We start from the raw sequence: 13,747 nt of genomic DNA, 5'->3' as shown, positions 1-13,747 counted from the left end.
GTCATTTAGTACAATGCGGCATGGCTTCGACAAACACCAAACAACGCATCTTAGAAATAGCCCGAGGAATGGTCCAAGCGCAGGGCTATAACGCGCTCAGCTTCCGCGACATTGCGGCTCGGCTGGGCATAAAAGGACCCGCCGTCCATCACCATTACCCCACCAAGGGAGATCTCGGCGCAGCCTTGGCGCGCGAGTACACGGATTCAGGCGCGGAGATGCTGGAACAGTTGCTCAAGACCTCCGAGGATCCGACGGCACTGCTCGACGCGTATGTGGCGATCTTTCGGGCCGCGCTGCTGAACGGCAACCGTATGTGCCTCTGTGGAATCATGGCAGCGGAACAGGAAGCCCTGCCTGAGGCCGTGCGCTCGGAAGTGGGCCGTTTTACCGATGTCAATATCGCGTGGCTCATGCGAGTGGTGGAAATGGACGATCCACTTGCGGGCGTGCAGAAGCGCCGCCAACGCGCATTGGCGATGTTTGCCGCCATCGAAGGCGCGCAACTGGTGGCGCGTGGGCGCCGGGACATCGGCCTGTTCGATAACGCGGTTATGGGCTGCCGCCAGGCCGGCCTCATTCCCTAGTCGCCTGAACCGCCCGCCGGCGCGGGTTAGGCTTGACCATCCACGGTCGGAGGCGAACACGATGAAGGCGCGCGACTTGGCATGGTGGTTGCAGGAATCGCTAATTTCGATGCGCAGGACACGGAGGATGAAATGTCCACGATCACGGCGAGCTTTTCTAATCAATCTTCAGCAGCCAGTGCCTGTCAGGCTTTGCGAGACACTTATCCCGGCCTCGCCGTTAGCGTCCAGCTTTCACAGAAATCGGTGGGCGAGGAGGGCGAGCAGGGAGTTTTACCCGCACTTCGCAGCCTGATTGTGGAAATCGTAGGCGCTCAGAGCCCGGAGGCCCACGAGGACTCAGGTGGCGATTGCGCGAGATTGATCGTCACCGGCGTGGACCTGTTGCAGTTGGAAGGCGTGGAGGCCCTGCTTTGGAAGCATCGCCCAACCGTGATCAATGAATCGACCGAGAGAGCAGGCCATGACGGTAAGTAGAGTGGTCCTTCGTGCGGCTGTGCCTATCTTCGCCCCGGCACTGGCGTTTCTAGTGGGAATGGCTTGGGCAGCTTGGCAGCGGCGGAGGCACACACACGCTGGATGGTGAACGAAGAACGAGCGTGCCGCGACCTATGGGCCGCCGGCAATATCTACAATTCTCCCCTCCATCGCTGCGCAATTTTCGATTGGCGTTGACGGTATGGGAAATACCCTCCTGGCCAAGTCGCGCCGCATCACCGTCAACGCCGACTGACGGCACACGCCGGCGGACGCTCACGCGTCTCGCCGGTGTGAACCGAATGTCGAGGACATCCTGGAGTTTCGTGTCGAATGGCTAACACTCGGCCGCCACCGTACACGCCTGCGCTACGATATTCCTGGCACCTTCCTACTGGCGCGAAGGGAGGGCGCAGTCATACGCTTCTGTGGTGATGGGAAGTCACCGCAACTGTCGTCGGCGACTCGGCCAACGGCACGAAGCGTCGGGTCGTGCCGTCCAGTGCGTCGATGCTACCTGCCTCGATGTCGTACACCCAGCCGTGCAGATTCAGTCGTCCTTGCTCGAGGGCTAGTGCCACAGAGGGATGCGTGCGCAGATTCGCAAGTTGCGCGATCACGTTTTCGCGCACGAGCCCGTCGAGCTTGGCGCGGGGCGTGTCGAAATGGTGCACCGCGTTGATGGCTTTGGCGGCATCCGCATGGCGCAGCCAGCTCGCAACCGCCGGGAGATGGTCAAGACACGTGCACCGCGAAATGGCGCCCATCGCGCCGCAGTCGGAGTGGCCGCATATCACGATGTCTTTTACGCCCAGCACCGCGACCGCATACTCGACGGTGGCCGAGACCCCGCCGGGTTCTGGACCGTACGAAGGCACGATGTTGCCGGCATTGCGAATCACGAACAATTCGCCCGGTTCACGTTGCGTAAGGAGTTCAGGCACGACGCGGCTGTCCGAGCAGGTGACGAACAGCGCCTTTGGATGTTGCGTCGTCGCGAGTTGCTTGAAGAGCTCAACGCGTTGCGGATAGACCTCTCGCTGAAAACGCAGGAAGCCGTCGATGATGTCACGCATTTGCGTTCTCCACGTCGAAATAAGAGATGCAGGCACACGCCGTTCCATTCGTCGCGCCGCGGTCGTTATTATGAACTGGGATTGGGGACTAGCCGAAGGGCGACGGACCGGGGACTCGAAAGAAGTGTCGCGGCCAGCCTCGCTGTCCGCCTGGCGATCCACGCGGGAGGCACCTTTGCGCATCTAGCCGTGAATGCGCATCGGGCGTGCGGGACGCATGAACGTTAACCTCGAAGCGCGGCTTAAAACATATGGGCTGTTGTTTTGAGGCATATCTGCGGTACTCAGGCGTATCTTTCTATTCGCAAAATTGCGAAAATCCCGCCCCGAGGGGGCCATCTCGTGCACCGTTTCGGCTTTTTGCCGATGCCACTGATGTTCGCACGGGCGCCCGCCTGCACATTAAAACAATGAAAGCGCACGCATAGGCGGCAAGCCGCTGGTCGCCGCGCAGGGAAAAGGGTCGCCGGCCTGGCCGGCCGCAAATTCGCATGACAAGAGATTCGAGCCTCACCGCTGGTGAACAGCCGTGCCTGCGCGCCATTGCCGGCGCTGTTGCCATCCTCATGATGTCCCTTTCCGGGTCGCCGGCGCAGGCCGCTGGCGGCAATGGTGGCGCCGGGGGCTACAGCTTTAACCTGCCGGGCGGGTTGGGCGGCGTCGCTTCGGGCCAGGCTGGCCAGAGTGGGCTGACCGTGCCCGATGGCGACGGCACCGGCGGCGGGGGCGGCGCGCGCAACGCGGCCGGTGGGGCGGGCGGCATCAACGCGTCCCAGGCGATGCCGCGGGGGCTGGCGGGCGCAGCGGGTACCGCGCCGGGCCAGGGTGGTGGCGACGGTGGCAACGGTAACTTCGACAATGCCTCGTACGCAGGTGGCGGCGGCGGTGGCGGCGGGGGTGGCGCGGATGGCATGGTGATGGGTGCCGTGCCGACCACCATCTCCACCGGCGTGTTCGGCGGCAGTGGTGGCAAGGGTGGCAACGGTGGCGATGACGGCTATTTGCCGGTAGCGTATCAGGGGGGCGGCGGCGGCGGTGGCGAAGGTGGGTACGGCCTGATCCACGCGGGCGGTACCGAGATCGTGGTGAAGGCGGGCGGCGGGGTGTCCGGCGGCCGGGGCGGCAATGGCGGGAACGGCGGTGGGTCGAAGCCGATCGCGGGCCTCCAAGGCGCGGGCAACGGCGGCGACGGCGGTGTCGGCATGTTGCTGACCAGCGCAGCCACGGTACATATCGAAGCAAATGCCGTGGTGGCGGGTGGCAATGGCGGGACCGGGGGCAACGGCGGCGACGGCGTCTACGATTTCTACGGCAGCGTGGGCGGCAAGGGCGGCATGGGCGGCAGCGGCATGGAACTGGCCAGCGGCTCCACGCTGCTGAACGAGGGCACGATCAGGGGGGGCGCGGGGGGCGCGGGTGGCCAGGGTGGCATGAACTTCGATGGTTCGCCGGCCGCGAACGGCACTACGGGTGCGTCCGGCGTGGGCGTGCGCGGCAGCAACCTGACCATCGTCAACAAGGGGACCATCGTAGCAAGCGGCTCCGGCGCGGCGGCGGTCCAGTTCACGGGCGGCACGAACCGTTTCGAGTTCTGGACCAACAGCTTCGTGGGGAGCATCGAGGCCTACGGCACTGACGACACGTTGGCGCTGGCTGGCGACACGGGCGCTGCCACGCTGACCGGCGGCATCGGCAACGCCGGCCTTTATCGTGGCTTCGAGCATTTCGAGAAAATCGGCGCGTCGGTCTGGACCCTCGCCGGTAGCAACACGGATATCACGAGCTGGCAAATCCTGGGCGGCACGCTGGCGATTTCGTCCGACGCCAACCTTGGGGCGGCAGCTGGCACGCTCGGGCTGAACGGCGGCACGCTGCGCACCACCGCAGCCATGACCACCGCGCGCGCCACCACGCTCGGTGCCGGCGGCGGCACCTTCGAGGTCACGAATGGCACGCTGACGCACAACGGTGTCATCGACGGCCCCGGCGGCCTGACCAAGACCGGCAACGCCACGCTGGAACTGAACGCCGTGAACGCCTATGCCGGCGGCACGCAGGTCAGCGCCGGCACGCTGATCGCCAACGTCAACGGCGCGCTGGGCAGTGGTGCAGTCAGTGTCGCTGGCGGCGCAACGCTGCGCCTGAACGGCGGCTTCGACCTGGGCGGCCGGCAGGTGGTCAATCGATCCGGCTACATCAACCTGTACGGCGCCGGCACGCTTGGCGATGCCCAGGTGACGAACCTCGGCGGGTTCACGTACCTGCTCGGCAGCAGCACGGCGGCCAATGCCACAATCGTCAACAACGGGGGCGTGATGTCCTTCCAGGAGGGCAGCACCGGCGGAAACAGCCAGGTCACCACTCGCAGTGGCAGCTATACCGAGTTCTGGGGCTGGAGTACCGCCGGCAACGCCTCGCTGGTGGCGGATGCGGGCGGCTGGGTCGATTTCTCGGGCACATCCGGTCCGGCCTTCGACCACCGGATCACCGCCGGCGCCATCGCGGGGGCGGGGCGCTTCCAGCTCGGCCAGAACGTCTTGACCGTGGGCAGCAACAACACCTCCACCACCGTGAGCGGCACGATCGAGGATGGCGGGGCCGGTGGCGGCACCGGCGGCGGTCTGATCAAGATCGGCACCGGCACGCTGACGCTGAGCGGCACGAATACCTACACCGGTGCGACGAAGGTGAACGCGGGCACGCTGGCCGTGAACGGCAGCGTGGCGGGTGCGGTCACGGTCAACAACGGCGCCACGCTGGGCGGCGCCGGCAGCGTGGGCAGTACCGTGATTGCATCGGGCGGCACGCTGGCACCGGGCAATTCCATCGGCACGCTGACCGTCATCGGCGACCTGACGCTGGCCGCCGGTTCGACCTATCGCGTGGAAGCCGACCCGGCCTCGTCGGCCAGCGACCGCGTGGCGGTGAGCGGTACGGCCACACTCGGCGGTGCGGTGGTCCATGTCGGCCCCGACGGCAACTTCGCGTCCACGCGCCGCTACAGCATCCTGACGGCCGGGACGGTGCAGGGCCGCTTTGCGTCGGTAAGTTCGAACTACGCGTTCCTTGACCCGACGCTGACATATGGCCCCAACGAGGTCACCCTGGCACTCGCGCGCAAGGACGTGACGGACCCTGTATCGCCCGTCTCGCCAGTCGATCCGGGCACGGGTGGCGGCGCAGGTGGCGGGATTGGCGGAGCCGCCCCGCGCCCGATGCGCTTTGCCGACGCCGCGGTCACCGGCAACCAGCGTGCCGTGGCCAACGCACTGGAGACCCTGTCGGACAGCAACCCGGTGCACGAAGCCGTGGTGACGTTGCCCGAGGGCGCGCCGCCGGCTGTCTTCGACAGTCTCTCCGGGGAGGCCCACGCCAGCGTGGCCACGGGTCTGATGACCCTGGCCGGTGGCGCACGGGCGCTGCCGCTGGCGCATTTGAACGACAGCCTGTCCGCCGGCATGCTGCCCGGCGCGCCCATCGCCCAGCTAGGCGGCCCCCTGCCGGCCGCAGCGCTGCCCATTTCCGCCGCCCAGCCGCTCTGGGTGGAGGTGCTTGGCAACTGGCAGAATTTCCATGGGAGTGCCGATGCGGCGCGCGCGCGCCAGCAGACTGGCGGCTTCTATCTCGGCGGCGACGGGGCGGTGGGGCAAGACTGGCGCATCGGCGGGGCGTTCGGCTACGCCAACAGCACGCTGCGCGTGAGCGAACGGTCCTCGCGCGCCATCACCGATTCCTTCAGCGCCACGCTATATGGCGGCCGCGCCTTCGCGCTCGGCGGCGGCAAGCTCAAATGGCTGTTCGGCACCGCCTATAGCTGGCACGACGCCGACACCGACCGGCAGGCCAGCCTCGGGGGCAGCACGGTCCAGTCCCTGACGGCCAGCTATCACGCCAGCACGGCGCAGGTCTTCACGGAAGCCGGCTTCGCCATGCCGCTATCGGCGGCAACCCAGCTCGAGCCGTATGCCGGCGTGGCCTGGAGCGACACACGCACGCGCAGCTTCGCGGAGACGGGCGGCTCGACGGCCCTGCACAGCCCGGGCGACAGCAACACGCTGACCACCACCACGCTCGGCCTGCGCACCAGCGCGCGCGTCCAGTTTGGCGGCACCGACGCGGCGTTCTACGTCGGGGCGGGCTGGCGCCACGCGTTCGGCGACGTACGCCCGGCCACAACGCTGGCGTTCGACGGCAGCCAGCCGTTCACGGTGACGGGCGCCCCGATCGCCCAGAACGCGGCCCTGGCCGAACTGCGCGCCGATTTCGCCATCTCGCCCATGGCCACGCTCGGCCTGCGCTATACCGGGCAGTTTGGCGGCGGCAACCAGGACCATACCGGGACGGTGGGATTGCGGTGGAGGTTTTAAACATCGTGCTTCGGTGGATCACCAGCTGATTGCCTAAAATCCCTTAGAGCACCGATTGTATTTCCCTTGCGCGGCGCATTGCACTCTGGCGCAGGTGTCGGCTGGAGTGAGACAACGATCCGTCGACCGGTTGAATCCACGGCCGATCTCGGACGCACGCGGTCTGTTGGTCTAGATTTCTCGCCGCTGCTATCGGCCCCGTACCGTCGGATGCCAGAAGACGGCACGCCGGTGGACGGCCCGAACCCCCTCCACGCCAATGAGCCCTGTCAGCGCAAGCAGCAATACGCCCGCGAACATCGTGGCCGAGTTCATGCTGACCGACGATGACGCAATCAGGAAACCCAGCCCCCGCTGCGCGGAGAGGAATTCGCCCACCACGGCGCCGATCAATGCCAGCGATACGCCGATCTGCAAGCCGGAGAAGATGTCGCCCAGCGTTGCCGGCAGCTTTACGTGCCAGAGCAGGAAACCGCGCGAAGCGCTGAAGGCGCGGCACGCTTCGAGCAGTTCGGGATCGGTGCGCCGGATGCCGTTGACCGTGTTGACGAACAGCGGAAAGAAGCAGACCAGGGCCACCAGCACAATCTTCGATGCTGCGCCAAAACCGAACCAGACCAGCAGGATGGGTCCCAGCGCTACCTTCGGGGTGGCTTGCAGGCCCACCAGCAGAGGGTAGACAAAGCGTTCGAAAGTCTCGGATTCCGCCAGCAACGCGCCGAGTACCACGGCCAGCACGCTGCCCACCGCAAAGCCGGCCACCGTATTGAGCAGCGTGGCGCCGATATGCGGCCACAGCGTGCCCGTGAAAAAGCCATCTGCGAGCGAACGAAACACCGCCTCTGGCGGTGGCAGCAGGTAGTCGGGAATCCGAAGCCATCGTACGGCCTGATCCCAGGCGAGCAGCAGCAGGCCGATGCTGATGGCGGGATAGACCAGTGCGGGCAGCCGCCGGGCCACGGTGTCAGTGGGCATTGAAATGTCTCCGCAGATGCTGGGTGAGCGTGGTGAACTCCGGATTGTCGAACGTGTCGAGACTGCGCGGGCGCGCCAGCGGATTTGGCAGTGACTCCACGATGCGGCCAGGGCGGGGCGACATGACCAGGATTCTGTCGGCCAGGAACACGGCCTCGGGAATGCTGTGGGTGATGAATAACACCGACTTGCGCTGGACGCTCCAGATGTCCTGCAGCGCGAAGGTCAGGGTCTCCCGGGACAGCGCGTCCAGCGCGGCAAAAGGCTCGTCCATCAATAGCAGTGCGGGGTCAGGTAGCAGCATGCGCGCGATGCCGACGCGTTGCTGCATGCCGCCCGACAGCTCGAACGGATAGTTTTCGGAGAAGGCGGTCAGGCCGACAAGGTCGAGCAGTTGATCCGCACGGGCCTTTGCGCGGGCAGGGTCCAGTCCCTGCGTGCGTGCTGACAGCAGCACGTTTTCGCGTACGCTCTTCCAGGGCAGAAGGCTCGGCTTCTGAAATACCACGCCGGTGCTGCGGCTGGGCCCCTCGACGGGCCGCCCATTCAGTGCGATGTGTCCGCGCGTCGGTGAAAGCAGGCCGGCGGCAAGGCGCAGCAGCGTGGATTTTCCGCATCCCGAGGGGCCGAGCAAGGCGACGAACTCGCCTTCACCGATCTCCACATCGACGTCGGACAGGGCCTCGGTCTGGCCGGAACGCGTCGGATAGGTCAGACCCACGCCGCATATCGAGAGTGCGGCGCTCATGACGCGGGCGCTCCCACAGCATGACCGCTTGCCGACCGCTGCTCGGCGTCGGCGAGGAAATTGACCACCCGTGCCCAAGAGACGGCGCTCGCCCTGGCGTTAGCCATCGCGGTGCCACCGCCATCGAGCAGCAGGCCGGCCACCGGGTGCGGCTTTGCGATCAGCGTTGCGGGCAACTGCGGTAGCCCGATTGCGTGTCCGGCGCCTTCGCCGCGCACGTGCTCTACGGGCGCCCCGTTCTTGCGCTGGCCCAGTACGTCGGCCACCTGGTCACTGTAGAGCGTGGATGGCCAGAAACCGTCATCGGTGCCCGATATCAGCAGAACGGGTCCCAGGATGTTTTCCACGGGGATGCGGGCGCGTGCCATGGCCCCGGCGTTGCGCAGCGGTGTATGGAAAGCGGCTGCCTGACGTACCGGTTGGCCGGGTGCGGGCGGATGATCGAACGCGTGCCAGTCGGCGTCGGGGTTGTCGCGCCAGACATTGGGCAGCGGCGCGCCGCGCCATGTCCACGCGGTGGCATCGCGTGGCTTGTCAGGATGGCCCGCGCGCAGCGTGCCATGCACCACAGCGCTGGGTACGTACGCGACGACGGCCGAGACCAGCGCAGGGAAGCAGGACGCCAGCAGCAGCGCGAGTTCACCGCCGCGCGACACGCCTGAAATCGCAACGAATCCGTGCCGGGGCGCCAGGCGATCGTGCATCCAGCGTAGCGCGGTTTCGAAGTATTCGAGCGGTGTGTCGTCGATATGATCTGGCCTGCCCGGTGCCTTGAAATAGCCGAGCGCCAGCGCCGCGTAGCCGTGCGAGGCGTACAGCGCGGCGCGTTGTTCGTGCATCCCGCCGCCCGAACCGGCAAGCACCAGTACCGCCGGATGCGGGCCGGGGCTCGCCGGGGTGTAGAGCGTGCCACTAAGCCCCGCTTCGCGTACCGGCCGATGCGTGACGCCGGGCGCCAGGAACCGCAAGGTGTATTGCGCGCGCGCCTGTGCGCCATATTGGCCCGTGGCTGTCAGCGCGATCTCTAGCGGTGCGGTGCCTTCGCTCCATGCCGGGCGCGTGGGGGCGCGCAGCCGCCGCATCGCCCAGACCGGCGCGGTGGCGTCGGCAACGATCCAGTCGCCGCTGACTGGAGCCGTGGCGCTGACCGAGACCGTGCCGTCGGCATCGGCAGTCAGCACGGCCTGGCTTTCCCACTGGCTGCCGTCAGGATGGTTCAAGGTGGCGGCCAGGGCCACGCATTCGTCGCCGTTGAAACCTCGCAGCGTGATCTCGCGCGGCACATCCACCAGCGCGTCAGCCGGCGCGATATCGATTCGCGCGTGCAGATGCCGGGTCATTGGGCTGCCTTTGCGCGACGTACCAGCGCGGCGCGATCGAAGTCGCTGAACGCCTGGACAAACTCGTTCGAGAAGATCTTCTGTACCGGCACGTCGGCGCTGGGATATTCGCCGGCCTTGGCCATGGCATCGATGCCGCGCTGGATGGCCGGCAGATCGTACTGGCCCGGCACGCGAAGCGTACCCGACGGCGTGTAAAGCACGCGTTTCAGCCGGCGCGTCAGCAGTTCGGACGCCTCGGCGAGCTGCCTGGCTTCGTCGCCGGCCGGTCTGGTCTCCGGATGCTGCTGCCAGAACGCTTTGACGCAGAATGCGGGATTCGCCTCGCAAACGATCTGGGCCTGGGTGTAGGCGCGGCCGAAGCGGCGCACCAGGTCGGGCTGGTCGCGCAGGGTATCGACGTGCGCGATGAAGCCGTTCCCGGCCGTCTCCTGGAACACCGCCGGATACGCGATGCGCCGGATCCTTGTGCCGGAGAACTCGAGCATGTCGTCCCAGCTGCTGTTGAAGTTCAGCGCATCAACGCGATGGGTGCGCAGCGCCTGGAACCCCGCTCCGAGCGCGCCCACTGCCACGTACTCGACGTTCTTGCCCGGCTCCAGGCCTGCGATGCGCAGCGCCGCGCGGCCGCCCGGAATCGTGCCCCATGTCAGCGCGCCCACGCCGATCTGCTTGCCCTTGAGGTCGGCCAGGGTGCGGATCGGCGAATCGGCCAGCACGGCAAACTCCATCGTATTGCCTGGGACCCCGTTATAGAAATAGCGCAGTGGCAGCGGGTCCTTGCCCGAGAAATAGCTCGCGATGACCGGTTCCGATGTTGGATAGCCGAACGTCACGCGCTTGCCCGCCACCTGGGGCAGCAGGGCGCCAGCACCCTGGAAGACGATCGTCTTGACGCTAAGGTTGGCCTCCTTGAACAGGCCCAGCGCTTCGGCGGCGGCATACGGCGCACCGTCGTGGACCGCCGGGGGAATGGCCAGCGCCACCGTGACTTCATCGAGCGCCTGGGCCGAGGTGGCGAAGAGAGCGGTGGTGCCGAGCGCGGCGAGGATGGCGCCGGCGCGCGCCGGCTTGCAGAACAACATCATGGACTCCTGCGGATTGCAATCGGGGGGGTGTTATGGAACCAGTAGGCGCACGGCTTCGTCGGCCAGTGCGCGCCGGTCGATCTTCTGCGTGGCGGCCAGCGGCAGCGCATCGACATACCAGATCTGCCGCGGGTGCTGATAGGCGGCCAGCTGTGTCAGCGACCATTGGCGCAGCGCGTGCTCGGTGGGCGGCGCGATGCCTGGACGCAGCACCACGAATGCCACCGGCTTGGTGCCCTTGATCTCATCGGGAACCGGGACTACGCTGGCCTGCTGCACAGCTTCGTGCCTCTCCAGCGCCTTCTCGATCTCGCCTGGGTAAAGGTTCTCGCCGCCGCTGACGAACATGTCGTCGCGCCGGCCCACGAAGGTGTAGAAGCCATCGGCATCGCGGCGGAACACGTCGCCGGTGATGTAATAGCCGTCATCGGTGAAGGGCCGCAATTCCGCACGCTGGTGGTAGCCAAGCATCAGCCCGGGGCTACGCAACTCCAGCACGCCTTCATCGGCCGCCTGACCCCGCTCGTCGATGAGCCGCATCGCCACGGCGGGATGCGGATAGCCGACTGATTGCGCTGGCGTAGGCAGCCCATCGGGATGTGGGCCGAAGACCACGGGGCCGCCCTCGGTGGTGCCATAGGCGTTGATGACGCGCGCATTGGGCAGCAACTGATGAATCTGTGCCTTCAGCGCGGGACTGACCGGCGCAGATCCCATGCGTACTGCCCGCACGCTGCTCAGATCGGTGCGGGCCAGCAATTCATGCTCGCGCAGCATCATCGCGATCATCGGCGGCACAGCGGTCAGCCAGGTGCATTGGTGGCGTCCGATCGCATCGATATAGGCAGCGGCCTGGAACTGGTCCAGCAGCACCAATGGCGCGTGGCAGGCCAACGCCAGCAGGATCAGCGCCAGCGCATTCATGTGGTACAGCGGCGCGGCAATCAGCACGCGCTCGTTGGTCAGCGGTGTGCTGGCCTGGCGTGCCCGCACCACCCAGAGGTGGCTGGCGTGGCTCAGGCGCACACCCTTGGGCCGCCCCGTGGAGCCGGAGGTATAGAGCAGCAGCGCCAGGTCTTCATCGGCGGGCGCGTACGGCGTGAAAGGCGATGTATCGCCGCTCGGCGCACTCAGGGCCGCGTATTCGGATGAGCCGAACGCGATGACGGGCGCGCCGGCGGGCACCTGCGCGTGTTTCGCCTTGTCGCACAGCACAAGCTTTGCGCCACTGTCGTCGACGATATAGTCGACCAGTGCCTGTGGCAGCTTGAAATTCACCGGCACCGCGATCAATCCGGCGCGCATGATGCCGAGTAGTGACACGACGTAGTCGACTGAATTCACGCCAAGCAGCGCGACGCGGTCGCCCTGCACCAGGCCCCGCCGGAGCAGGCCGCGCGCAATGGCGTCCGCGGCGGCATCGATGGCGCCGTACGTATGTTGGGTTGCCTCCCCGTTCGCGCCGACGCCGACGATGGCCAGCGTGGCGGGATCGGCGTCGCGGGCAATCACGCTCCCGAGATTGCGGCCCTGTGCCGCGTGCGCTTCAGCTGCCATGATGCGTCAAGCCTGCGCAGGCGTGGCGTAAACGCCCCGGCCGCTGGCCACCAGACGGCCTTCGGCGTCGTAGACATTGGCCTCGGCTGCGCTCACCAGGCGCCCGGTCTTGATGACCGTGCCCACGACCTTCAGATCGCCGCGCGCCGGGCGATGGTAGTCCACGCGCAGGTCCACCGTCGGCACCCCCTTGCCGGTGTGCGAAACCAGCGCCCAGTCAGCGCCAAGGTCGACCAGCGCGGCCAGGATGCCGCCATGAATGTAGCCGCCGTCAGGGTTGACGATCCATTCGTCGCGAAACTTCGCGGTCAACGTGATCTCGCCTTCGGAGACGGATTCGACCTGCAGGCCGAGCCATTGGTGATAAGGGCCGCGGAGCAATCGTGCCTGTACCTCTGCGGCGGAGGGGAGGGTGGTGGTCTGTGTCATGTTCTCGTATCGATGTCGGTGAGGAGGCGTGTGCGAAAGCGGCTTGCGTCGATGCCTTAAGGCGTCACCACGACCTTGCCCAGCACGGCGCGGTCGCGGATCAGTGCCAGCCCTTTGGCGGCCTGGTCCAGCGGGAGCACGCTGTCGATCACCGGATCGAGCTTGCCGTCGGCAACCAGTGCCAGCAGGGCCTTGAGGTTGTCGTCGTAGAAGCTGTTCGACCCCTTGATGTTCAGCTCGAAGCTCCAGACGTAGCGCAGGTCTTCCTTCGGGTCATGGCCGGCTGTGGCCCCGCAGACGAGCAGCGTGCCGCCGCGCTTGAGGCTCTTGATCGAGGGCAGCCACGTATCGCCTCCGGTGAAATTGACGATGACGTCGACACCGCCATCGAAGGTACGCCGCTGCGGCTTGCCGTAGCGCTCGATGACCCACTTGCCGAAATCGACCTCGCGATAGTTGATGATGTGGTCAGCGCCCAGTGCCTTGAGTCGCGCACCCTTGTCGTCGGATCCCGCCGCAGCGATGACTTCAGCGCCCAGCATCTTTGCCAGCAGTACCGTGGCCGTTCCCACGCCTCCGCTGGCGCCTAGTACCAGCACCTTGTCGCCGGCCTTGACGGTCTGGTGGGTAACAAGCATCCGATGTGCCGTGCCGTAGGCCACCGGCAGTGCGGCGGCCTGCGCGAACGTGACGTTGTCCGGAAGGGCGATCAACTGACGTGCATCCACGCGCGCGAACTGTGCCATGCCGCCATCGGTCATCTCGCCCATCAGGCCCACGCCAGGCTTGAGCGGGTTCACCAGTACGCGGTCGCCGACTTTCCACCCGGTCACGCCGGCGCCCAGTTCGGTGATCGTGCCGGCAAGATCCAGGCCGATCACCACAGGAAACGGCACCTTGATGCCGGGCATGCCGTGGACGGTGAAGACGTCGTGATAGTTGAAGGACGACGCCCCTACGCTGATCACGACGTGGCCTTCGTCGGCCTTGGGTACGGATTTGTCGGCGACGACGCGCAGCCGTTCTTCGACGGTGCCGTGTGCGTCGAGCACCAGCGCTTGCATGGATTGAGTCACGATGGATTCCTTTGGGGGATGGGAAGG

11 protein-coding genes are annotated in these 13,747 nt (G+C 66.4%); 3 read left to right on the top strand and 8 right to left on the bottom strand.

Annotated elements, in window-relative coordinates:
• Positions 1-20 precede the first annotated feature (20 nt).
• Both BM115_RS12230 and BM115_RS12225 read left to right on the top strand, forming a co-directional pair.
• The gene (locus BM115_RS12230) at positions 21-587 is read left to right on the top strand and encodes a TetR/AcrR family transcriptional regulator (protein WP_092294049.1); all 567 of its coding nucleotides are present in this window, start codon (positions 21-23) and stop codon (positions 585-587) included.
• A gap of 132 nt (positions 588-719) precedes the next feature.
• Positions 720-1,064, top strand: coding sequence for a hypothetical protein (locus BM115_RS12225; RefSeq protein WP_143093880.1), 345 nt, complete (start codon positions 720-722; stop codon positions 1,062-1,064).
• A 416-nt stretch (positions 1,065-1,480) separates the two neighbouring features.
• Here BM115_RS12225 and BM115_RS12220 read toward each other — a convergent pair whose 3' ends face one another.
• Positions 1,481-2,140: a carbonic anhydrase gene (locus BM115_RS12220; RefSeq protein ID WP_092294045.1), complete on the bottom strand. Its 660-nt coding sequence runs from the start codon at positions 2,138-2,140 to the stop codon at positions 1,481-1,483.
• 491 nt (positions 2,141-2,631) lie between these two features.
• On the opposite strand from BM115_RS12220, the gene BM115_RS12215 reads away from it, so the two are divergent.
• Entirely contained in the window at positions 2,632-6,507 is a 3,876-nt protein-coding gene (locus BM115_RS12215) for an autotransporter domain-containing protein (RefSeq protein ID WP_143093879.1), read from the top strand.
• Between the two features lie 189 nt (positions 6,508-6,696).
• On the opposite strand, the gene BM115_RS12210 is transcribed toward BM115_RS12215, so the two are convergent.
• Genes BM115_RS12210 through BM115_RS12180 form a run of 7 tightly spaced genes read right to left on the bottom strand, consistent with a single transcriptional unit; the run spans position 6,697 to position 13,708 of the window.
• A complete protein-coding gene (locus BM115_RS12210; protein ID WP_092294041.1) occupies positions 6,697-7,482 on the bottom strand; it encodes an ABC transporter permease in 786 nt (261 codons plus the stop codon).
• Positions 7,472-8,230, bottom strand: a complete 759-nt coding sequence (locus BM115_RS12205; protein ID WP_092294039.1) for an ABC transporter ATP-binding protein — start codon at positions 8,228-8,230, stop codon at positions 7,472-7,474. The genes BM115_RS12210 and BM115_RS12205 overlap by 11 nt, the downstream gene beginning before the upstream one ends.
• On the bottom strand, positions 8,227-9,570 hold the full coding sequence (locus BM115_RS12200; RefSeq protein WP_092294037.1) for an acyl-CoA thioester hydrolase/BAAT C-terminal domain-containing protein: 1,344 nt from the start codon (positions 9,568-9,570) through the stop codon (positions 8,227-8,229). Before BM115_RS12200 ends, BM115_RS12205 begins: the two co-directional genes overlap by 4 nt.
• A complete protein-coding gene (locus BM115_RS12195; RefSeq protein WP_255370788.1) occupies positions 9,567-10,658 on the bottom strand; it encodes an ABC transporter substrate-binding protein in 1,092 nt (363 codons plus the stop codon). The genes BM115_RS12200 and BM115_RS12195 overlap by 4 nt, the downstream gene beginning before the upstream one ends.
• A 30-nt stretch (positions 10,659-10,688) precedes the next feature.
• Entirely contained in the window at positions 10,689-12,215 is a 1,527-nt protein-coding gene (locus tag BM115_RS12190; protein ID WP_092294033.1) for a class I adenylate-forming enzyme family protein, read from the bottom strand.
• A gap of 6 nt (positions 12,216-12,221) precedes the next feature.
• Positions 12,222-12,644: a PaaI family thioesterase gene (locus BM115_RS12185; protein ID WP_092294031.1), complete on the bottom strand. Its 423-nt coding sequence runs from the start codon at positions 12,642-12,644 to the stop codon at positions 12,222-12,224.
• Between the two features lie 56 nt (positions 12,645-12,700).
• Positions 12,701-13,708 (bottom strand): zinc-binding dehydrogenase, encoded by a 1,008-nt coding sequence (locus BM115_RS12180; RefSeq protein WP_177219907.1) that lies wholly within the window; start codon positions 13,706-13,708, stop codon positions 12,701-12,703.
• Positions 13,709-13,747: the final 39 nt, after the last annotated feature.

The organism is Cupriavidus sp. OV096 (genome assembly GCF_900115455.1).
In the GTDB taxonomy this organism is placed as follows: Bacteria; Pseudomonadota; Gammaproteobacteria; order Burkholderiales; family Burkholderiaceae; genus Cupriavidus.
The sequence above is the reverse complement of the archived record's forward strand: the minus strand, read 5'-3'. Positions and strand labels throughout refer to the sequence as shown.

Bases quoted from the DNA above. Each gene is read 5' to 3' on its own strand.
- BM115_RS12180 (WP_177219907.1), bottom strand. From the start codon at position 13,708: ATGCAAGCGCTGGTGCTCGACGCACACGGCACCGTCGAAGAACGGCTG.
- BM115_RS12220 (WP_092294045.1), bottom strand. From the start codon at position 2,140: ATGCGTGACATCATCGACGGCTTCCTGCGTTTTCAGCGAGAGGTCTAT.
- BM115_RS12230 (WP_092294049.1), top strand. From the start codon at position 21: ATGGCTTCGACAAACACCAAACAACGCATCTTAGAAATAGCCCGAGGA.
- BM115_RS12225 (WP_143093880.1), top strand. From the start codon at position 720: ATGTCCACGATCACGGCGAGCTTTTCTAATCAATCTTCAGCAGCCAGT.
- BM115_RS12210 (WP_092294041.1), bottom strand. From the start codon at position 7,482: ATGCCCACTGACACCGTGGCCCGGCGGCTGCCCGCACTGGTCTATCCC.
- BM115_RS12215 (WP_143093879.1), top strand. From the start codon at position 2,632: ATGACAAGAGATTCGAGCCTCACCGCTGGTGAACAGCCGTGCCTGCGC.
- BM115_RS12200 (WP_092294037.1), bottom strand. From the start codon at position 9,570: ATGACCCGGCATCTGCACGCGCGAATCGATATCGCGCCGGCTGACGCG.
- BM115_RS12185 (WP_092294031.1), bottom strand. From the start codon at position 12,644: ATGACACAGACCACCACCCTCCCCTCCGCCGCAGAGGTACAGGCACGA.
- BM115_RS12195 (WP_255370788.1), bottom strand. From the start codon at position 10,658: ATGATGTTGTTCTGCAAGCCGGCGCGCGCCGGCGCCATCCTCGCCGCG.
- BM115_RS12205 (WP_092294039.1), bottom strand. From the start codon at position 8,230: ATGAGCGCCGCACTCTCGATATGCGGCGTGGGTCTGACCTATCCGACG.
- BM115_RS12190 (WP_092294033.1), bottom strand. From the start codon at position 12,215: ATGGCAGCTGAAGCGCACGCGGCACAGGGCCGCAATCTCGGGAGCGTG.